Source organism: Deinococcus seoulensis, from assembly GCF_014648115.1.
In the GTDB taxonomy this organism is placed as follows: Bacteria; Deinococcota; Deinococci; order Deinococcales; family Deinococcaceae; genus Deinococcus; species Deinococcus seoulensis.
Map to the genome: position 1 here is coordinate 25,359 of NZ_BMQM01000001.1, position 19,320 is coordinate 44,678.

The window sequence follows — 19,320 nt, forward strand, 5'->3', positions numbered from 1 at the left end:
GGGTTCGGGGCGTAGCGCAGCCTGGTAGCGCACGTCGTTCGGGACGACGGGGTCGGAGGTTCGAATCCTCTCGCCCCGACCATCATCAGACGAGGGCCCTCCCGTATCCTGCGGGGGGGCCTTTCTGCTGCCCGGCCCTCCCCGCTGCCCTGTTCCGCCTGCCCTGCCTGCCGCCCCTTCGCCCCGCCCGAGCCTGGAGACGACCGAGAAATGCGCGTGTACGCCATCGCCGACCTGCACCTCGCCACTGTCACCCCGAAACCCATGACGGTCTTCGGGCCGAACTGGGCCGGGCACCCGCAGGCCATCTTCGACCAGTGGCAGGACCTCGTGCGCCCGCAGGACCTCGTGCTGCTGCCGGGCGACCTGTCCTGGGCCATGCGCCTGCCGGACGCCATGACCGACCTCGCGCCCGTCGCGGCGCTGCCCGGCACCAAGGTCCTGCTGCGCGGCAACCACGACTACTGGTGGCCCACCGCCGGGAAACTCCGCGCGGCGCTGCCACCCGGCATGCTGGCCGTCGTGAACGACGCCGTGCGCGTGGGGAATGTCGTCGTGTGCGGCTCGCGCGGCTGGCTCACGCCCGGCCACGACCCCCTGGGCGACGACGACACCCGCCTCCTGACCCGCGAGGCCGAACGCCTGAGCCTGAGCGTGAAAGCCGCCCGCGACCTGCGGCAACCCGGCGATCACCTGATCCTGATGCTGCACTACCCGCCCGCCACGCCCCCGTACCCCGCCAACCCCATCACCCGCGTCATCGACGACGCCCGCCCCGACATGATCGTGTACGGGCACCTGCACGGCGTGCCCGTCCAGCGCAGCATGCAGCACGTCAGTGGGGTGCCCGCGCACCTCGTGGCCGCCGACGGGCTGAAATTCAGGCCCAAACTGCTGCTCGACACCGGCGACTGACGCGCCGGGACACTGGCCGGTCCGGTTGACCGCCGCGCCGCACGTTCACCGGGTCTTCATGGGTGGCCGGGTGCTTGACCTCGCGTGCGCTCGAAGGTCTACCGTACGGGCATGACGGTCACCGACCCCCCCACCGACCAGCAGGGCGCGCCGACGTACGCCATCCGCGACGCGGCGCTGCTGCTGGGTGTCAGCGTGCATACCCTGCGCTATTACGACCGTGAAGGCCTGCTGGACGTGCCGCGCGCCAGCAGCGGCGAGCGCCGGTACTCCGCGCGGGAGCTGAGCCTGCTGCGGTTCCTGCTGCACCTGCGCGGCACGGGCATGGGCATGGCGGGCCTGCGCGAGTACATGACGCTCGTCCGGGCGGGTGACCATACGGCCCCCGAGCGGCGCGCCCTGCTGGTCCGGCATGAGGAGGCGGTGCAGGCCCGGCTGCTGGCCCTGCAGGGCGACCTGCGCGCCATCCGCGCCAAGATCGAACGGTACGACGCCCACCGCGCCTGCGACGGCACGCCCGCCGTCCCGCCTGCCGGGACCCGCGCGCCGGGAGAGTACGCGTGACGGCCCTCCCCACCTCAGTGCCGGGTCCGGCCGTGCCTTCCTCGCTGCGCCGCCTGACCGTGGCCCGCTGGGCGGGCATCTACCCGACCATCACGGCGCTGCTCCTGCTGCTCGGCCCGGCCCTGATCGGGCACCTGCCCACGCCGCTGATCTCGCTGCTGCTGACCGCGCTTCTCGTGCCGCTCACGCAGTACGTGGTGTTCCCGCTGATCGAACGCCTGAGCGCCGGGCGGGTCCGCTTCCCGGTCCTGCACGGACCCGCCCGGCACCGCACGGCGCTGGTCGTGTGGGCCGTCACGTACCCGCTGATCACGCTGGTGCTGCTGATCATGCTGCCCCTGCTGGCCGGACGCGTTCCCATTCCGGTCCTGACGCTGATCGTCACGCTGATCGCCGTGCCCGTGCAGTCGCTGGTGCTGCTGCCGCGCGTCCTGCCCCTCGCCCGACCCTGGATTCAGGGTTCCACCCCAAGGAGAACCGCATGACCCCCACCACCGACCTGCCCACCCGTGGGCTCCGCGACCTGACCGTTTCCGCGCTGGGCCTGGGCTGCATGGGCATGAGCGCCTTCTACGGCCCCCGCGACCAGGACGAGAACCTGCGCACCCTGGACCGCGCGCTGGACCTGGGCGTGACCTTCTACGACACCGCCGACATGTACGGCCCGCACACCAACGAGGAACTGCTGGGCGGCTGGCTGCGCGGCAAACGCGACCGCGTGATCCTGGCCACCAAGTTCGGCATTCAGACCGACCCGGACGCGCCCGGCGGGCGGCGCATCAACGGCCGCCCAGAGTACGTCCGGCAGGCCATCGAGGGCAGCCTCCGGCGCCTGAACACCGACCACGTGGACCTGTACTACCTGCACCGCGTGGACCCCGCCACGCCCATCGAGGACACCGTGGGCGCCATGCAGGAACTCGTGCAGGCGGGCCTCGTGCGCGCCATCGGCCTGAGCGAGGTCAGCGCCGACACGCTGCGCCGAGCGAACGCCGTGCACCCCATCACCGCCCTCCAGAGCGAGTACTCCCTGTGGACCCGCGACCCCGAGAACGGCGTGCTGGCCGCCTGCCGCGAACTGGGCGTGGGTTTCGTGCCGTACAGCCCGCTGGGACGCGGGTTCCTGACCGGCCAGATCAGAACCCCGGACGATTTCGCGCCCGACGACTTCCGCCGCCACAACCCCCGCTTCCAGGGCGAGGCGTTCCAGCAGAACCTCGACCTGGTCACGCAGGTTCAGGCCATCGCCGCCGAGAAGGGCTGCACGCCCGGCCAGCTGGCCCTCGCCTGGGTGCTCGCGCAGGGCCGCGACGTGGCCCCCATCCCCGGCACCAAACGCGTGAAGTACCTCGAGGAGAACCTCGGCGCGCTGAACGTCACCCTGACCCCCGAAGACCTGACCCGCATTGACGGGGCGTTCCCGCAGGGCGCTGCCGCCGGGGACCGTTACCCCGACATGAGCGCCGTCAACCGCTGACGGGAGGCGTGGGCTGTGGGGTGCATGAACACCCCCACACCCCCACACACTTTTCCTACACGCTGACCAGCCCCAGGGAGATACCGCGCGCGACCGCCCCGGCGCGACTCTGCACGCCCAGCTTGGAGTACAGCGCCTGCACGTGAAACTTGACGGTGCTCTCTGACACGCCCAGGTCACGGGCGGCGCGTTTGTTGCTCAGGCCCTCGGCCAGCAGGGCCAGCACGTCACGCTCGCGGGGCGTGAGGCTCACGTCACCCGGAGGCACGCCCGCCGCATCGTCATCCTGAAGGTCCGTGGGTGCTTCCGGAGTGGGGGAGGGCAGCAGCGCGGGCGGCAGCACCGCCAGCCCCGCAGCGGCCCCCAGCACCCCGGCCAGCAGCTCGGCCGGGGTGGCGTCGGCCCCCAGCGCCGCCCAGCCGCCCCCGCTCAGGTCCGGCAGCAGCGTGGCCCACACGCCCGACCCGAGCGCCACCAGCGCCGGGTGGCCGCCCAGGGCGTCCGGGTCGGCCAGCCACGCGTCATCCACGATCAGCACGTCCGCCTCCGGCCGGTCATGGTCCGGCGCGCTGCGAATGCCGTGCGCGGCCAGGATCGCCTGCACGCCCGCCGCCAGCACCGCCGAGGCGACCGCCACCTGCACGGTCGGCAGGCCCGGCGCGGCAGGCGGGACGGTCATGCCTGATCCTACCCGCACGGCGCCGCTCAGCGTTCCCCGACCGGCACCGGCAGCTCCTGCTCCTGCCCGCCGCGCAGGACGCGCAGCGTCACGGTCTGCCCGGCCTGATCCCGCACCCGCTCCAGCAGTTCACGTGGATGCCGGACCGGAGCGCCGTCCAGCGCCAGCAGCACGTCCCCGACCAGCACGCCCGCCTGCGCCGCCGGGCCGTCCGCGTCCACCTGCACGACCGTCAGGCCCATGCGGCCACCCTGGGTCCATCCGCCCGGTTGCCACCCACCCGGTCCCCACGGGCCACGCGGTCCCCTGGGGCCTCCACGCCCACGACCGCCCTCATGACCGCCTTCCCGCCCCGGCCCACCCCGGTGCCCGCGCTCCCAGGGGCCACGACCCCACGGACCACGCTCCCACGGACCACGCGGCCCGCGCGCCGCCTCGTTCCCAGCCGCCTCGTTCCCAGCCACCCCGGACTCGGCCGCTCCGGACATGGGCTGCGTGTCCGGGAAGTGAACGGGCTGCGCGGACAGCCCCAGGTACCCGCGCGGCACGCGGCCCTGCGCGTCCAGCAGCGCCGCCACCCGCAGCGCCCGCCCGGCCGGAACGGCCAGCAACTCGCCACGCCGCACACCCGCATTCAGCACGCCCACCAGCGTGCCGTCCGCGCCGACCAGCGCGCCCCCACTGGACGCCGGGAACGGCGCCGCCCCGCTGGGCAGCCAACCATGCCCCGGCCCCCGCGCAGGCGCCCCGAGCCCGTACAGGCCCAGCGCCGCCTGCACCCCATGCGGCGGGCGACCCACCGCCAGCAGCAACTCGCCCACACGCGCCTCCTCGCCCGGCGCCAACGCCGGAACACCCAGGCCCGGCACGCGCAGCAACGCCAGATCCGTCGCCGGATCACGCCCCGCCACCACCGCGCCCCAGCGCACCCCGCCGGCCGTCACGACCGTCACCTCATCGGTGGGCAGCACGTGCGCCGCCGTCAGGATCAGCCCCTCGCCGATCACCGTGCCACTCACGGGCCGCGCCGCCCGCACCTGCACCACACTCTCCGACGCGGCCTCGACCACGTCCGCCATTGCTCTTGAAAGTTCAGAAAAATTCGTCATGCCCACATGGTGAACCCCGCGTCCCGCCAGCACGCCCGGCAAACGGACAGGGACCCACCCTGGCCGGATGGAGGGGCCGCCCGGCCCGCACCGGCAGGGGATTGCTATCCTGCCGCCATGCCCCAGACCCTTTCCGTGGTGCCCGGCGAGTACGCCGTCTCACAGCTGCCCGCTGGCAGCGGCGCTCCCACCTGGGCCTTCACCGGTGAACTGTGGTGCGTCATGAGCGTCAGCGACGAACTGTCCGTCGTGTGCCCCACCGCGAACGTCCCGCCCGGCGTGACCACCCAGCCCGGCTGGGCCGCCCTGAAACTCCACGGTCCGTTTGAATTCACCCTCAGCGGCATCCTCGCCAGCGTCCTGGACCCCCTGCGCGATGCGGAGGTCGGCATCTTCGCGCTGTCCACCTTCAACACCGACTACGTCCTCGTGGCGCAGGCGGACCTGCACCGCGCCGCCCAGGCCCTCCGGGCCGCCGGGCACACGCTGCTGGACTGATACGGACTGCCGTCTGTTTCGCTGACAATCCGGAACCTCACCGGGTTGCCAACTGCACGCCCGGCAGCCCGCTCTGCTCCTGCCCGGCGCGCCTACGGTCCGGCTCGTTCCGGGTTCAGGATCACGTACCGCGTGACCGCCACGACCTCACCCCCGTACGCCTCCGGGTCCGCGTGGCCGTCCTCGCGCATGCCCAGGCGGCGCATCAACGCGTGCGAACGTGCGTTCGGGGCGTGCACCAGCGCCGTCACCCTCGGCAGACCCGCCTCCCACGCCAGCGCCAGCAACTCCCGGCACGCCGCGAACGCTACCCCGCGCCCCCACCACGCCCGGTCCCCGATGGCGATCCCCAGCTCCGCACCGTCCAGACCGATACGCCCCAGGTCCGCGTACCCGATCAGCTCACCGTCCACCGTCTCACTGTCCACCGTCACGCCCCACCGGTAGAAGTGCGGGTCACGCGCCGCGATGATCCCCTGCCAGTGCCGCCGCACCACCCGCGCCGACAGGCCCGGCGTCCAGTCCACCGCGCGGCAGAACACCGGGTCCGCCGCCCACCGCACCGCCGCCTCCTCATCCCCGGGACGCAGGGAGCGCAGCGTGACGGTCATGGCGTGGGGCGCGGTGACGTGGGGGCAGCGTGAAATTCCGGCCGGGACCGCAGTGCGTTCATGCTGCCCAGCGTAGCCTGCGGGGGTGGGGTTCACGCATCCGTTCCGGGCGTTCACGCCGTTTCGCCGCGCGGCGTACGTGGGGGCGCCCGCGCCGCGCCGTCAGTTCCTGCCGCGTGAGTTCATTGCGCCGCTGCTGGACGGCGCGGCCGCCCGATTGCCGCTGCTGGACGCGCCGGACCTGCCGTGGCCCCTGGCGGAGGCGGTGCATGATCCGGCGTTCCTGGCCCGCTGGCGCGAGGGGCAGGTCACCCGCGCCGAGGAGCGGGCGCTGGGCTTCCCGTGGAGTCCGGCGGTCGTCGAGCGGGGCCTGGGCAGTTGCGGCGCGACCCTGGCCGCCACCCGCGACGCCCTGACGCTGGGCCTGGGCGTGAACCTGGGCGGCGGCACCCACCATGCGTACGCCGGTCACGCCGAGGGCTTTTCGTTCCTGAACGACGTGGCGATCAGCGCCCGCTGGTTGCTGGACACCGGGCAGGCGCGGCACATCCTGATCCTGGACCTGGACGTGCACCAGGGGAACGGTACGGCCGCCATCTTTGCCCACGAGGGGCGCGTGCTGACCGTCAGCGTGCACGCGCAGAACAACTACCCCTTCCGCAAGGAGGCCAGCGACCTGGACGTACCGCTGCCCGACGGCACCGGGGACGCCGCGTACCTGGGCGCGCTGGACCGCGAGGTGGCGCCGGTCGTGGCGGCCTTCGCGCCGGACTTCGTGTTCTACCTGGCCGGGGCGGACGTGCTGGGCGGGGATCAGCTGGGCAAACTGGCGCTCAGTCCGGCCGGGGTGCGCCGCCGCGACGACCGGGTGCTGCGCTGGGCCGCGCGCGCCCGCCTGCCGACCGTGACCGTCATGGCCGGCGGGTACAACCGCGACCCGCACGCCCTGATCGCCGCGCGCCTGGGCACCCTGGACGCCGCGCTGAGCGCCTTCGCGCCGCCCGCAGCGGGCGGGTGACGCGGCGCGCGCGGGGCGGTATCATGCGGGAATGACCGTTCTCCTCACGCCACCCTAGTCAGTCGTGCCGGGTGGGCAGCGTCAGAAGGGGCTGCCCACCCGGCGCAGTGAGTGAGTTGTACGGAGCCGCCGGAACCCCGCGAGCGGCGCAGTTCGCCACGGCCGGACGCCGGAATCCGCAGGGACGCGCCGGCCAGAGTCGGCGCCCGTGTTTCCGCCGCTTTCAGGTTCGCGTTCCCTTCAGGCTCTTTTCTTCACAGTGACGTTCACGCCGTTTTTCCCGCTTCGGGCCGCGCGCAGTTCAGGCCCGCAGGAGTTTCCATGACCAGCCCCGAGACCAACCCCGCCGCGCTGAGCAGCGAGATCGCCCGCCGCCGCACCTTCGCCATCATCAGTCACCCGGACGCCGGGAAGACGACCATCACGGAAAAACTCCTGCTGTACGGAGGCGCCATCCAGGAGGCGGGCAGCGTGACCGCCAAGGAAGGCCGCAGCCACACCAAGAGCGACTGGATGAGCATCGAGCAGCAGCGCGGCATCTCGATCAGCTCAAGCGCGCTGACCTTCGAGTACGCCGGGCGGCACGTGAACCTGCTCGACACGCCCGGACACCAGGATTTCAGTGAGGACACCTACCGCACCCTGACCGCCGCCGACAGCGCCCTGATGGTCCTCGACGCCGCGCGTGGCGTGCAGGCGCAGACCGAGAAGCTGTTCGCGGTGTGCCGCAACCGTGGCATTCCGATCCTGACGTTCGTGAACAAGATGGACCGCCCCGCCCAGGACCCCTTCGAACTGCTGGAGCAGCTGGAGGGCATCCTGAAGATCACGGCGGTGCCGCTCACGTGGCCCATCGGGGACGGCCCGGACTTCAAGGGCGTGTACGACCTGCAGACGCAGCAGGTGCTGGCCTTCGAGCGCACGTCCGGCGGGAAGCACCGCGCGCCCATGCAGACCAGCGGCCTGGACGACCCGAAACTGGACGCCCTGGTCGGCGCGGACCTCGCCGCGAAACTCCGCGAGGACGTCGAACTGATCCAGGGAGCCATGCCGGAGTTCGACCCGGCGAAATTCCTGACCGGCGAACTCACCCCGGTGTTCTTCGGGTCCGCCATGAACAACTTCGGCGTCGAGCACTTCCTGAGCAACTTCGTGGACCTCGCGCCGCCCCCGGGGGCCGTCGAGACGAACCTCGGCGAACGCGGCCCCGAGGCGCCCTTTGCGGGCTTCATCTTCAAGTTGCAGGCGAACATGAGCAAGCAGCACCGCGACCGCACCGCGTACATGCGCGTCATGAGCGGCCACTTCGAGCGCGGCATGGACGTCACGCACACCCGCACCGGCCGCAAGCTGAGGCTGTCGCAGGCGCACACGCTGTTCGCGCAGGACCGCGAGAAGGTCGAGGAAGCGTACCCCGGCGACATCGTGGGCCTCGTGAACCCCGGCGTGTTCCAGATCGGCGACGTGATCAGCCTCGACGCCAAGGTCACCCTGCCCGGCTTCCCGCGCTTCACGCCCGAAACGTTCGCCACCATCAGCCTGAAAGACGTCGGCAAGCGCAAGGCATTCATGAAGGGCCTCACGCAGCTCGCCGAGGAAGGCGTCGTGCAGGTCTTCTACCCCACCGACGGCGCCCGCGACCCCTACCTGGGCGCGGTCGGCCCCCTGCAGTTCGAGGTCTTCCAGGCGAGGTTGCAGGAGGAGTACGGCGTGGACGTCGAGATGCACGTCACCAGCTACGGGCTGGTGCGCTGGCTGGCCGGTGACCCCAGCAACGTCGCCCGTTTCGCCCGGCACGTCGAGGACGACCAGGGCCGCCCCGTCATGCTGTTCCGCAGCAAGTACGACCTGGAATACACCGCCGAGCAACACCCGGAAATCGAATTCCTGCCCCTGCCGAAAGACCTCACCCGCGTGTAGGGGTGAACGGTTGAAAGTCGAAAGTTAAAGGGAGATGGTTGATGGGCGCGAAAACCGACCATCAACCATCTCCTTTCAACCATCAACCTGCCATATCAACCTGCTCTCAGACCTTGACGAATTCCTGCACGCCCATGACGAACATCACAGCCCCGCCGACCGGCACCTCGACCGGGTCGCCGACCAGACCCTCGTTCTGTTCGCCCATGGGGACGCTGGGCGCGACGAGGCGGGTGCGGGTGCGGCAGGTGCGCTGCACGTGGCGTTTGAGTTCGTCCAGGCGGTCGTCGTCCACGCCGATCATCAGGGTGGTGTTGCCCTCGCGCAGGAAACCGCCGGTACTGGCGAGCTTCGTGACTTCAAAGGCATTCTCGGACAGCACGCGGACCAGCGCGGTCGCGTCGGCGTCCTGAATCACGGCTAGCACAAGCTTCATGTCCCGCAGGATACCAAACCGCCCGTACGCGACCGTCAGGCGACGGTCTCCGGCCACGCGGCCCTGAAAAGGCGCAGGGGGCCGGCCCCCCTACGGGAAGACCGGCCCCCTGCGGTGGGGGGGTCAGGCGACCTGTTTCTTCTTGCCGGTCGCGGCGGGCGCGGCCTGCTCGGCGCCGAGCGCCTGGGTTTCTTTCAGGCGGAAGATCACGAGGCTGCCCACGAAGGTGCAGGTGATCATGCCGTGCGCGTTCAGGAGGCTCAGGGCGGTCATGACGTCCTCGCGGGTCATGCGCAGCTGGTCGCTCATGTACAGGGCGCTGTCGGCGCGGCCCTCGAGGTAATCGCGGACTTTCTTGGCGTCGCCCGTCAGGGGCGTGGCGGGCACGTCGGCCAGGCCGGGGTCCGCGAGACCGTACACGGCGCGGGTGCCGGTGCCGGGCAGGCGGCGCACGCGGCCCTGGTCGAGCAGGCTGGCCAGTGCGGCGCGCAGGTGCGACAGGGCCAGGCCGGTGGTCTTGGCAAGTTCAGTCTCGACCCATTCCGGCTTGCTTTCCAGTGCCTTCAGGACGAGTTTCTCGTTGGCGCGGCGGGTTTCCTGCAGGTCTTCGAGGGTGGGGGGATTGAACATGCGTTCCTCCGGTGGTGCGGGCGGCGGACACGGGCGGTGGCCGGCGCGCAGGGATGGGGTGGGTTGAGCACGGTGACGGCGTGTGCCCGTGTGGGCTGGGGCCGCAGCTGAACTGATCTGAACCTGCGCCGATGAGGGTGCCCTGAGCGGGCGGGATGTGACCGGCAGTCATGGGTGGAAGCTGGGAAAGCGCAGACCTTCGGGAAGAGCTGGCGTTCAGGGGGAACCGGTCGCCGGGTGGACCGGGTACAACTTGCGGGGCAGGGTGCGCCTGGTAGCGCAACTTTCCCATTGTTACAGATTTTCTCTCATGTTGCATGAGTCAACGGTCACTTGATCTTGACCGGTGTCCTGTACCCCGGAACGCCCTGCCCGGCGCCGGTCAGCGAATCGTCAGGGTCGTGCGGGCGACCTGACGGAAACCAGCCCGACGGAAACCAGAACGGAAACCAGAACGGAAACCAACGGTGCGTCCGGCACGTATGACACCTCAGAACACATTGGCGGCCACTCACCACACGCCCCCCCCGCCGACAGCCCCTTTCCCTTCCGCCGTCCTCATTCCGGTGGTGTTCAGGCCGGTCATTCACGCACAGGAGCCCGATGCTCGACATTCAGGAATTACGCAAAACCTACGGAACATTCACCGCGCTGCGCGGCGTGAACCTGCACGCACGCGGCGGCGAGGTCTTCGGACTGCTCGGCCCGAACGGCGCGGGCAAGACCACCCTGCTGCGCATCCTGGCGACCCTGCTGCGCCCCGACAGCGGACAGGTCACCCTGGCCGGACACGACGCGCTGCGCGACCCGGAATCGGTGCGGCGCGTGGTCGGCATCGTGAACGGCGGCATGGGCCTGCCCGCCCGCCTGACCGGCCGCGAGGTGCTGCGGTCCTTCGCGGCGCTGTACGACCTGACCCGCACGCAGGCCGACGCCCGCATCGCGGAACTCGACGAACGCCTCGAACTCGGGCGCACGCTCGACACCCGCGCCGGAGAGTACTCGACCGGCATGAAACAGAAGGTCGTGATCGCCCGCGCCGTCATTCACGACCCGCCCGTCCTGATTCTCGACGAGGCCGCCAGCGGACTGGACATCTTCGCGCGGCGCACCCTGCTGGACTTCGTGCAGGCCACCCGCGCGCCGGGCCGCCTGACCGTGTACTCCACGCACGTCATGAGCGAGGCCGAGGAACTCTGCGACCGGGTCGCGATCCTGCACGAGGGCGCGCTCGTCACGACCGGCAGCGTCCCGGACATCCTGGAACGCACCGGGGAACGCAACCTGGAACGCGCGTTCTTCGCGCTGCTGCGCGGGGAGGCCGCCCATGCCTGACCTGCCCACGCCCGGCCCGGCCCGCTCCGCCCGCACCCTGCGGCCCCGCACGGTCTGGCACGTCGCCGCCCGCGACCTCCTGTCGACGCTGCGGGACCGCCGCACCCTGAACGCCACCGTCCTGATGCCGCTGATCCTGATTCCGCTGTTCACGCTGGGCCTGCCGCTCATGCTGGGCAGCTTCATCGGCGGGCAGCAGCAGGAACGCCAGACGGTCGGCGTGACCGGCACCCTGCCCGCCACGCTGCGCGCCGCCCTGGAACGCGACGAGACCCTCCCGGACGGCACGGTCGTGCGCGCCGGCGTGACCCTGGTACCCGTCAGCGACCCACAGGCCGCCGTGCAGAACGGCGACGTGGACGCCGCCCTGCGCGTCCCCGCCGACCTCCCGGACCGCGCCGGGGCCGGGCAGGGCACCCTGGAACTGCACGCCAAGCTGGGCAACCTGCGCGCCCAGACCGGCGCGTACTCCAAGGTCACGGATGTCATAGACGGGTACAACCGCACCCTGGCCGTGCAGCGCCTGAGCGAACAGGGCCTGAACGAGAACGTCCTGCGGACCGTCACCGTGACACCCGTGGACGCCAGCACCGCCCAGGAGCAGCGCAGCGGGCAACTGGCCTTCCTGATCCCCATGCTGATGCTGCAGTTCATCCTGTCCGGCGCGGTGGCAACCGCCGTGGACGCCACCGCCGGCGAGAAGGAACGCGGCACCCTGGAAAGCCTGCTGGTCTCCCCGGTACGCCGCGCCGAGGTCGTCGCCGGGAAACTGCTGGCCACCACCATCACCGCCCTGACCAGCGCGGCCTTCAGCGTCGCCGGATTCCTGCTCAGCGGGCTCGCCATGCGCCTGTACCTGCAACGGCAACCCGGCGCGACCGCCGCCCTGACCGGCAGCATGGGCGGCCAGCTCACGCTGAGCCCCGGCAGCCTGCTGGCCCTGCTCGGCATCGCCGCGAGCGCCGCACTGATCATCAGCGCCCTGCTGATCGCGGTCGGCATCTACGCCCGCACCTTCAAGGAAGCGCAGACGTACATCGCGCCCATCACCATGCTCGTGGTCCTGCCGGCCGTCATGCTGCAATTCGCGGACTTCCTGACCTTCGGGCTGGGCGTGTACGCCGTGCCGGTCATCGGCGGCATGATCGCCATCCTGGAAACCGTGCGCGGCGCGGCCGTCCCGTCACACGCCCTGATCGCCATCGGCGCGAACCTGCTCGCCGCGCTGCTGCTGAGCCTGCTGGCCCTGCGGTCCTTCGGGCGTGAAGAGGTCATCTTCCGGAACTGATACGGACTCCGATTGACTGGGCTATGAAGACCATTCCAATGGTGCGGACACTTTTCAGACGCCAAAGGAGAAAAGCATGGAAAACATCTTCTGTAACGCCATTCCTGCTCACCCCCTCCCAGCCTCCCCCCTCAAGGGGGAGGGGTAATCGCTGGTCTGCCCTGAAGTTGTGAACCTGTCCACACCATTGCTGATGGACTCCGATTGAATGGCTTACAACTCTGCTGGGTCCGACAGGAAAGGGCGGGCCGCGCTGGCCTGCCGATTCCTGCCTGGCTTCCCGTCCGGATGGCGGCGCGGCTCTAGAATGCCGCGCGAGATGAGACTGGCGATCCTGGCAGACATTCACGGGAACGCGGACGCCCTGAACGCCGTGTTGCGCGACGCCCGGCAACAGGGGGCCGGGCGGCTGATCGTGAACGGCGACGTGGTCAACCGCGGGCCGGATTCCGTGCAGGTGTTGCAGACGCTGCTGGACCGGGACGATGTGACGTTCACGCTGGGCAACCACGACGACCTGCTGCGCCTGTGGCACGCCCGCAGCGACGTCCTGCCGCCCGAGTGGTTCCCGGACCCGTTCTGGGGGGCGACCGCCTGGAGTGCCGATCAGCTGGACGGGGCGGGCCTGCTGGACGTTCCGGCCGCGTGGCCGATGACCCTGACGTTGCGCGAGCCGGGGTTGCCGCTGGTGCAGGTGGCGCACGGCACCGCCGACCACTACCGCGAGAGCCTCAGCGACCGCACGCCCGCAGAGCGGGTGCAGGCGCTGCGCCGCGCCCCGGACGGCGAACAGTACGGCGTGCTGATCGCCTCGCACATTCACCGGCCCGTGGACGCCGTGATCGACGGCACCTGGGTACTGAATACCGGGTCGGTCGGATCGCCTGCCACGGGTGATCCGCGCGCCCAGTACCTGCTGCTGGACGCCACGCCGCAGGGGTGGCAGGTCACGCCGCGCGCCGTGCCGTACGACCGCAGCGGCGTGCTGGCACGCTTTGCAAGCAGCGGCCTGCTGGGCATGGGCCTGAGCGCCGAGATCTTCCGGCAGGAGGTCGTCACGGCCCGCAGCCTGTACACGCCCTACTGGGCCTGGACGGAACAGGAAGGCCTGCCACGCACGCAGGCCACCTGGGACGCCTTCCTGGGCACCCTGAACGCCCGCGCGGCCGGTTGACCGTACGGGAAGGGACCACACAGAAAGCGGGCCGCTCACCCTGGGGTGAAACGGCCCGCTCGTCGGTCGTGGTGAGCGGTTACTTCAGGGTGGGGGGCAGCAGGACGCTGTCGATGGGGTAGATGACGCTGTTGCCGGCGTCGATGCGGGTGCTGTAGGTGCCGCCCATCAGGTCGTTGCCGTTAAGGACGCCGGCCATCATGGTGGTGCCTTCCATCTTCAGGTCGATGGAGCTGCCTTCCAGTGAGCGCAGCTGGCTGACCTTCAGGCCGTCGTCGACCACGCGGCCCGAGACGACGTGGAACAGCAGGACCTGTTTCAGGGCGTCGGGGCTGGCCATCAGGGCGTCCAGCGTCGCGGCGGGCACCTTGGCGAAGGCGTCGTTGGTGGGGGCGAAGACCGTCACGTCGGACGCGGTCAGCGCGCCGACCAGATCGGCTTTCTGCACCAGGCTCAGCAGGGTGCTGAACTGGGGCTGGCTCAGGGCGTCCACCAGGGCGTTGCCGGTCATGGCGGGGGCCATCTCGGTGGTCGTGGTGGTGCTGACCGTGGCGGTGGTGGTGTCGGTGGTGGCGACGGTCGTGTCGGCCATGGTGGCGTCGGTCATTTCCATGGCGTCATCGGCGGGCATTTCCGGGATGACCAGTTCGGGGGGCAGCAGCAGTTCGTTGATGGCGTAGATGTTGCCGTTGCTGGCCTCGATGGCGGGGCCGTCGACCATGGCGGTGTTCACCATCTGCACGGTGCCGTCCACGCTCAGGTTGAGGCTTTCGCCCTCGGCGCTGCGCAGCTGGGTGGCAGCGGAGAGGTCTTCGTTGTTCAGTTTGCCGCTCACGACGTGGTACAGCAGCACCTGCTTGAGCACGTCGGGGTTGCTGGCGATCAGGGCCAGCTGCTCGGCGTTCACGTTCTCGAAGGCTTCGTTGGTGGGGGCGAACACGGTGTAGTCCGTGGTCATCAGCACTTCGGTCAGTTCGGCGTCGCTGATCAGGTCGCGCAGGGTGCTGAAGCGCTCGTCTGCGACGATCATGTCGTACAGGGTGGTGCCTTCGGTCATCATGTCGCCCATCGCCATGTCGCCCTCGGGGGCGGCCACGGTGGTGTCGGTGGTGGTGGTCATGCCCATGGGCGTGGCGGGGATGCTCATCAGGTCCACGCTGGCGGGCGCGGTGGCCACGGGCTCGGCCATGACGGGTTCAGCCGCCACGGGCTCGGCCATCACGGGCTCGGCGGTGTCGGCTGCGCCCTGCATGGAGGTGTCCATGGCGGGCATCAGGACGGTGTCGATCACGTGCACGATGCCGTTACAGGCGATCATGTCGGCCTTGGTGACGGTGGCGTTGTCGATCATGACCTTGCCGCCGTTCATGGTGACCAGGAAGCTGCCGCCCTGGGCGGTCATGCCGGAGGTCATGCCCATGACCTGCTTGGCGCTGACCTTGCCGGGCACCACGTGGTACAGCAGGATGCTGCGCAGCAGGTCGGTGTCATTCAGGGCCATGGCGAGGGTGTCGCTGGGCAGTTTGGCGAAGGCGGCGTTGGTGGGGGCGAACACCGTGTAGCTGCCGCTCTTGAGGGTGTTGGTCAGTCCGGCGGCTTCCAGGGCGGTCGCCAGGGTGCTGAAGTTGGGGTCCTTCGCGACGATCTGCGCGATGGTCATGCAGGCGGCGGGGGCGGGGCGGGCTGCGGGCGCACCTGCGCCGCCGGCCAGGGCAGGCGTGGCGAGCATCAGGCTGAGCGTGATAAAGCTGGTTTGCTTCTTCATGAAATCACCTCTTATGAAAATGGGTTGTGCTGTAGTCCGGCACTTAATCTTCACTACGCGGCATAAAAATGCAACTTCAGGAAGCTTTCCAACAAATCTGTTAAACGGAATGGGGCACCAAATTAGGGCCGTTCTCATTCTTAACTCATCTTGCAGCCGGGTTGCAGGGCGGCCAGCCAGTTGACCGCCGCCCATTCAATTGCCACCCACTGAATTGCCGGGCGCCTCAGCGTCCGAAATGCTCGGCGAGGTCCGCCTCACTGACCAGCACGTCGCGCGGCTTGCTGCCCTGGTGCTTGCTGACGATCCCCATCGCCTCGAGCATGTCCATCAGCTTCCCGGCGCGGGCGTGCCCTACCGACAGGCGACGCTGCAACCTCGACACGCTCCCCTGACCCTCCTCGATGCAGATCTGCGCCGCCTGCCGCAGCAGCGGGTCACTGAAGTCCATGTTCGAGCGGTCCCCGCCCGGCCCGCTGGCCTCCACGCCCCCCTCGAAATCCGAACCGTAGGCTTCCACGAAGGCGTCCTCGAACACCTGACGGCGCAGTTCGTCGGCAATGCGGGCCGACTCGACCTCGCTGATGTACGGCCCCTGCAACCGCAGCGGCTTGATCAGCCCCGGCTGGTAGAACAGCATGTCGCCCATGCCGGTCAGGCGCTCGGCACCCATGGCGTCCAGAATCGTGCGGGAATCGTGACTGCTGCTCACCGCGAACGCGATCCTGGCCGGGACGTTCACCTTGATCAGGCTGGTCAGGATGTCCACGCTGGGCCGCTGCGTCGCCAGCACCAGGTGCATGCCGGTCGCGCGGGCCATCTGCGCCAGCCGCATGATCGCGCCCTCGACCTCCTTGGGGCTGGTGATCATCAGGTCCGCCAGCTCGTCGATGATGATCACCAGGTGCGGCAGTTCCGTCTCGCCGATCTGCCGCATCTTCGCGTTGAACTGCTCGAGGTTCTTGGCGCCCACCTGCGACATCATCTTGTACCGCCGCTCCATGTGCGCCACGGCGCCCAGCAGCACGCCCGCCGCGTCCACCGGGTTGGTGACCACGTTGCGCACCAGGTGCGGAATCCCGTCGTACGGCGTGAGTTCCACCATCTTCGGGTCGATCATCAGGAACCGCAGTTCGGTCGGCAGGTACCGGAACAGCAGACTGGTGATCAGCGTGTTCACACACACCGACTTCCCGCTGCCCGTACTGCCCGCCACCAGCAGGTGCGGCATCTTGGCGAGGTCCCCGACCATCAGTTCACCGTCGATGCTCTTGCCCAGAATGATCGGCAGTTTCGCGCGGGTCGCCCGGAAACTCGGTGCGTCCGCCGCCTGATGGAACGTGACGGGTTCACGCTCGGCGTTCGGGACTTCCAGACCGATCACGCTCTTGCCCGGCACCGGCGCCTCGATACGCACGCCCCCCACCGCCAGCGCGCGCGCCAGATCGTTCGCGAGGCCCGCGATGCGGCTGATCTTCTCACCCGGCGCCGGTTCGATCTCGTAACGGGTGACGGTCGGCCCGCGCGCGTAATCCACCACTCGCGCCTGCAGGTTGAAGTGCCGCAGCGTCTCGTCGATCAGGCCCGCCCGCTGCCGCGCCGAGATGTCCAGCGCCTCGGTGTTCAGCGCCGCCGCCGGAATGGCGTCCAGCAGCGCGTACGTGGGCAGCGCCAGCGGCAGCGCCCCCTGCACGGGCGGCCGCTCCAGCGCCGCCAGGGCCGCCAGCTTCTCGTGCGGCAGGGCCGCCACCGGCGCGGGCGCAACTGGTGCCGGTGCAGGAGGGACCGGTGCGGGCGGGACCAGTGCGGGCGGGACCAGTGCGGGCGGGACTGGTGCGGGCGGGGCAGGGGAGACGGCCGCCGCCTCCCACGGCGCGGACGCGCGGGCGGCGACGGAATCCTGAGCGTCCGCGCCCGCGCCGCTGGTCGCCGGGCCGAACGGCAGGTCGTCGTCGTCCCAGTCGCTGAAGGGATCCAGCGCCGCTCCGGTCTGCGCAGCCGGGGGCGGCGGCAGGAAGGCGCCCCCGTCATGGTCCACGGTGTCGCCGGACCCCTGGAAGTCGGCCGACGCCTGCGCCCCGTCCGGGCCGAGGTCCAGGTTGTCGAAGGTGTCGAATGCCGGGTCGTCGAATGCGGGGTCGTCGAACGCCGGGTCGGGCGGCTCGGCGGGCGGCAACGTGACCGGCGTGCGGGTCGCGGCGGGCGGCAGTCCGGCCCCCACAGGCACCGCCGCCGACACTGACACTGCCGCCGACACTGCCGCCGGAACTGCAGGCTGGACGGCAGGCAGGGGCGGCGCCGTCACGGGACCCGGCGCGGGCGCAGCAGTGGATACGGGCGCAGGCGTCGGTACAGGCACGGGCGTCGGTACGGGCACGTGGGGCATCAGCGTCTCGCCGGGGCGGGTCCACAGGCCCGGCGCGGGCGCGGCCTCCTGAACGGACGCCTGAACGGGGAGCGGGCCGGGCTGCGCGGCAGGCGCGGCGCTGAAATCGAAGTCCAGGGTGGGCAGCGCGGCCACGGCGGGCGTGCTCATGGCCTCGGCGCGGCGGCGGGCTTCCTCCTGCACGCGCGCCAGATGCGCCCGCCACTCGGCCGGGTCGGCCAGCGTGCCGTCCGGATCGGCGGCCAGCGCCTCGGCCAGTTGCGCGGCCGCCTCGGTCGGCGCGCGGTCGAACGCGGCCGTCAGGTCCGGCCAGCCCGCGTACGCGTGCAGGCGGCCCCGCCACGCCGTGAAGTCCGCGACGAGTTCCAGCCACTCCTGCGCGCGTTCCTGATGGGCCGGCAGTTCGCGGGTCAGCAGGCCCGCGTCCGGTTTCGCCAGGGTCTTCTCGGCGGCCTTGCGGTCGCGTTCCAGCCTCCCGGCACGCTGCGCGAGCCGCTGGATGTCCATGACCATCGCGCGGCGTAGCCGCTCCAGCGCGCCGCTGGCGAGGGTGCTGGGCAGCTCGATGCTCAGCTCGTGCCGTCCGGCGCGCAGTTCGTTGGCGGCCGCCTCGACGTTCGCTCCGGCGTCCGGGGCCTCGGCGGCCACCTGTTCACGCAGGTCGCGGGCGGCGTCCCCGACGAAGGTCCGCAGGGTTTCGCGCCACGCGGCGAGGTCGCGGTCCAGGTTCTTCAGGCCTGCCTCGTCCAGCGTGCGGATCTCGCGCTGCGCGTCGCGCAGTTCGGTCTGCAGGGTGCGGGGCGCGTCCGCCTGCGGGTACAGGCGGCGCAGCAGGTCCACGTCACGGGCGGTGGCGGCCACGCCCTGCCGGGCCGAGGCGCGCACGCGGGCAGCCTCGCGGCCCTCCTGGCGGGCCTCGATGACGCCCTGCACCTGCGCCGCCCCGCCGCCCAGCAGCACGCTGATCATCAGGAAGAAGCCCTTCAGGACGGTCAGGGGCCGCAGGCGCAGCATGACCTCGGCGCCCAGCGTCAACGTGACCAGCGGAACGAGCGCCGCGAGGTACCCCACGGCGGCCAGCAGCGGCCCCATCGCTTCACGGGCCAGCAGGCCCGCCGCGTCCGGCTGCGCCACCTCGTGCAGCGCCAGCATGGACAGCGCCACGATCACGCCGCCCGCCACCCGGCGAGACAGGTTGCCCAGGTCGCGGCCCAGGAACACCAGCACCCCGTACGCGACCGGCACGACCGGCAGCAGCCACGCGCCCCACCCCAGCCAGGAGGTCAGCAGCGACCGGGCGCGCTCCATGATGCCCTCGCTGCCCACCCCGGCCCCGACAGCGGCCCCCGCCGGCGGCAGCAGCACCGTGACCCCCAGAAAAATACCCAGCGCGAACAGCACCAGGCCCAGCGCCTCTCCGTCAAATCTTCCTACCGGAGGAGCACCCCTTGAACGAGCCTTCGCCATGGGCCGCAGTGTACCCCATCGCCCCGCCGCGCCGCACCCGGAAGGCTG

The 19,320-nt window shown here is 70.6% G+C and carries 17 protein-coding genes and 1 tRNA gene; 11 read left to right on the forward strand and 7 right to left on the reverse strand.

Annotation, left to right across the window (positions count from 1 at the left end; translation table 11 throughout):
* Window positions 1–5 precede the first annotated feature (5 nt).
* The 5 genes from IEY70_RS00135 to IEY70_RS00155 all read left to right on the forward strand — a co-directional run bounded on the left by IEY70_RS00135 (window position 6) and on the right by IEY70_RS00155 (window position 2,956).
* Window positions 6–82: transfer RNA gene (locus IEY70_RS00135), tRNA-Pro, on the forward strand.
* A 128-nt stretch (window positions 83–210) separates the two neighbouring features.
* Complete coding sequence (locus IEY70_RS00140; protein ID WP_189062964.1) at window positions 211–915, forward strand: metallophosphoesterase; 705 nt, start codon at window positions 211–213, stop codon at window positions 913–915.
* Window positions 916–1,026: 111 nt separating this feature from the next.
* Window positions 1,027–1,479: a MerR family transcriptional regulator gene (locus IEY70_RS00145; RefSeq protein ID WP_189062965.1), complete on the forward strand. Its 453-nt coding sequence runs from the start codon at window positions 1,027–1,029 to the stop codon at window positions 1,477–1,479.
* Window positions 1,476–1,964 (forward strand): hypothetical protein, encoded by a 489-nt coding sequence (locus tag IEY70_RS00150; protein ID WP_189062966.1) that lies wholly within the window; start codon window positions 1,476–1,478, stop codon window positions 1,962–1,964. Before IEY70_RS00145 ends, IEY70_RS00150 begins: the two co-directional genes overlap by 4 nt.
* Window positions 1,961–2,956: an aldo/keto reductase gene (locus IEY70_RS00155; protein WP_189062967.1), complete on the forward strand. Its 996-nt coding sequence runs from the start codon at window positions 1,961–1,963 to the stop codon at window positions 2,954–2,956. The genes IEY70_RS00150 and IEY70_RS00155 overlap by 4 nt, the downstream gene beginning before the upstream one ends.
* A 55-nt stretch (window positions 2,957–3,011) precedes the next feature.
* Here IEY70_RS00155 and IEY70_RS00160 read toward each other — a convergent pair whose 3' ends face one another.
* Together IEY70_RS00160 and IEY70_RS21220 are read right to left on the reverse strand one after the other, a co-directional pair.
* On the reverse strand, window positions 3,012–3,635 hold the full coding sequence (locus tag IEY70_RS00160; RefSeq protein WP_189062968.1) for a helix-turn-helix transcriptional regulator: 624 nt from the start codon (window positions 3,633–3,635) through the stop codon (window positions 3,012–3,014).
* 26 nt (window positions 3,636–3,661) lie between these two features.
* On the reverse strand, window positions 3,662–4,744 hold the full coding sequence (locus IEY70_RS21220) for a S1C family serine protease (protein WP_189062969.1): 1,083 nt from the start codon (window positions 4,742–4,744) through the stop codon (window positions 3,662–3,664).
* A gap of 117 nt (window positions 4,745–4,861) precedes the next feature.
* Between IEY70_RS21220 and IEY70_RS00170 the strand changes: the two genes are divergently transcribed.
* A complete protein-coding gene (locus IEY70_RS00170) occupies window positions 4,862–5,242 on the forward strand; it encodes an ACT domain-containing protein (RefSeq protein WP_189062970.1) in 381 nt (126 codons plus the stop codon).
* Between the two features lie 92 nt (window positions 5,243–5,334).
* Here the strand turns inward: IEY70_RS00170 and IEY70_RS00175 are convergent, their stop codons facing one another.
* Window positions 5,335–5,949 carry a GNAT family N-acetyltransferase gene (locus tag IEY70_RS00175; protein ID WP_229777505.1) on the reverse strand — a complete coding sequence of 205 codons (615 nt, stop codon included), beginning with the start codon at window positions 5,947–5,949 and terminating at the stop codon, window positions 5,335–5,337.
* On the opposite strand from IEY70_RS00175, the gene IEY70_RS00180 reads away from it, so the two are divergent.
* The gene (locus tag IEY70_RS00180; protein WP_189062971.1) at window positions 5,939–6,871 is read left to right on the forward strand and encodes a histone deacetylase family protein; all 933 of its coding nucleotides are present in this window, start codon (window positions 5,939–5,941) and stop codon (window positions 6,869–6,871) included. The genes IEY70_RS00175 and IEY70_RS00180 overlap by 11 nt on opposite strands.
* 321 nt (window positions 6,872–7,192) lie before the next feature.
* Window positions 7,193–8,791: a peptide chain release factor 3 gene (locus IEY70_RS00185; RefSeq protein ID WP_189062972.1), complete on the forward strand. Its 1,599-nt coding sequence runs from the start codon at window positions 7,193–7,195 to the stop codon at window positions 8,789–8,791.
* 106 nt (window positions 8,792–8,897) lie between these two features.
* Here IEY70_RS00185 and IEY70_RS00190 read toward each other — a convergent pair whose 3' ends face one another.
* Together IEY70_RS00190 and IEY70_RS00195 are read right to left on the reverse strand one after the other, a co-directional pair.
* Entirely contained in the window at window positions 8,898–9,227 is a 330-nt protein-coding gene (locus IEY70_RS00190) for a cyclic-di-AMP receptor (RefSeq protein ID WP_189062973.1), read from the reverse strand.
* 123 nt (window positions 9,228–9,350) lie between these two features.
* Window positions 9,351–9,857, reverse strand: coding sequence for a transcription initiation factor IIE subunit alpha family protein (locus IEY70_RS00195; protein ID WP_189062974.1), 507 nt, complete (start codon window positions 9,855–9,857; stop codon window positions 9,351–9,353).
* A 603-nt stretch (window positions 9,858–10,460) separates the two neighbouring features.
* On the opposite strand from IEY70_RS00195, the gene IEY70_RS00200 reads away from it, so the two are divergent.
* The 3 genes from IEY70_RS00200 to IEY70_RS00210 all read left to right on the forward strand — a co-directional run bounded on the left by IEY70_RS00200 (window position 10,461) and on the right by IEY70_RS00210 (window position 13,654).
* Entirely contained in the window at window positions 10,461–11,192 is a 732-nt protein-coding gene (locus IEY70_RS00200; RefSeq protein ID WP_189062975.1) for an ABC transporter ATP-binding protein, read from the forward strand.
* Window positions 11,185–12,480, forward strand: coding sequence for an ABC transporter permease (locus IEY70_RS00205; RefSeq protein ID WP_189062976.1), 1,296 nt, complete (start codon window positions 11,185–11,187; stop codon window positions 12,478–12,480). The genes IEY70_RS00200 and IEY70_RS00205 overlap by 8 nt, the downstream gene beginning before the upstream one ends.
* A gap of 319 nt (window positions 12,481–12,799) precedes the next feature.
* Window positions 12,800–13,654, forward strand: a complete 855-nt coding sequence (locus IEY70_RS00210; protein ID WP_189062977.1) for a metallophosphoesterase family protein — start codon at window positions 12,800–12,802, stop codon at window positions 13,652–13,654.
* 79 nt (window positions 13,655–13,733) lie between these two features.
* Here IEY70_RS00210 and IEY70_RS00215 read toward each other — a convergent pair whose 3' ends face one another.
* Window positions 13,734–15,419, reverse strand: a complete 1,686-nt coding sequence (locus tag IEY70_RS00215; RefSeq protein ID WP_189062978.1) for a fasciclin domain-containing protein — start codon at window positions 15,417–15,419, stop codon at window positions 13,734–13,736.
* A gap of 226 nt (window positions 15,420–15,645) precedes the next feature.
* Complete coding sequence (locus tag IEY70_RS00220) at window positions 15,646–19,272, reverse strand: DNA translocase FtsK (RefSeq protein ID WP_229777506.1); 3,627 nt, start codon at window positions 19,270–19,272, stop codon at window positions 15,646–15,648.
* Window positions 19,273–19,320 lie beyond the last annotated feature (48 nt).

What these genes read in the sequence shown, in the direction of transcription:
- IEY70_RS00215 (WP_189062978.1), bottom strand. Translation starts at nt 15,419, where the DNA reads ATGAAGAAGCAAACCAGCTTTATCACGCTCAGCCTGATGCTCGCCACG.
- IEY70_RS21220 (WP_189062969.1), bottom strand. Translation starts at nt 4,744, where the DNA reads ATGACGAATTTTTCTGAACTTTCAAGAGCAATGGCGGACGTGGTCGAG.
- IEY70_RS00200 (WP_189062975.1), top strand. Translation starts at nt 10,461, where the DNA reads ATGCTCGACATTCAGGAATTACGCAAAACCTACGGAACATTCACCGCG.
- IEY70_RS00160 (WP_189062968.1), bottom strand. Translation starts at nt 3,635, where the DNA reads ATGACCGTCCCGCCTGCCGCGCCGGGCCTGCCGACCGTGCAGGTGGCG.
- IEY70_RS00145 (WP_189062965.1), top strand. Translation starts at nt 1,027, where the DNA reads ATGACGGTCACCGACCCCCCCACCGACCAGCAGGGCGCGCCGACGTAC.
- IEY70_RS00210 (WP_189062977.1), top strand. Translation starts at nt 12,800, where the DNA reads ATGAGACTGGCGATCCTGGCAGACATTCACGGGAACGCGGACGCCCTG.
- IEY70_RS00195 (WP_189062974.1), bottom strand. Translation starts at nt 9,857, where the DNA reads ATGTTCAATCCCCCCACCCTCGAAGACCTGCAGGAAACCCGCCGCGCC.
- IEY70_RS00220 (WP_229777506.1), bottom strand. Translation starts at nt 19,272, where the DNA reads ATGGCGAAGGCTCGTTCAAGGGGTGCTCCTCCGGTAGGAAGATTTGAC.
- IEY70_RS00205 (WP_189062976.1), top strand. Translation starts at nt 11,185, where the DNA reads ATGCCTGACCTGCCCACGCCCGGCCCGGCCCGCTCCGCCCGCACCCTG.
- IEY70_RS00140 (WP_189062964.1), top strand. Translation starts at nt 211, where the DNA reads ATGCGCGTGTACGCCATCGCCGACCTGCACCTCGCCACTGTCACCCCG.
- IEY70_RS00190 (WP_189062973.1), bottom strand. Translation starts at nt 9,227, where the DNA reads ATGAAGCTTGTGCTAGCCGTGATTCAGGACGCCGACGCGACCGCGCTG.
- IEY70_RS00185 (WP_189062972.1), top strand. Translation starts at nt 7,193, where the DNA reads ATGACCAGCCCCGAGACCAACCCCGCCGCGCTGAGCAGCGAGATCGCC.
- IEY70_RS00155 (WP_189062967.1), top strand. Translation starts at nt 1,961, where the DNA reads ATGACCCCCACCACCGACCTGCCCACCCGTGGGCTCCGCGACCTGACC.
- IEY70_RS00170 (WP_189062970.1), top strand. Translation starts at nt 4,862, where the DNA reads ATGCCCCAGACCCTTTCCGTGGTGCCCGGCGAGTACGCCGTCTCACAG.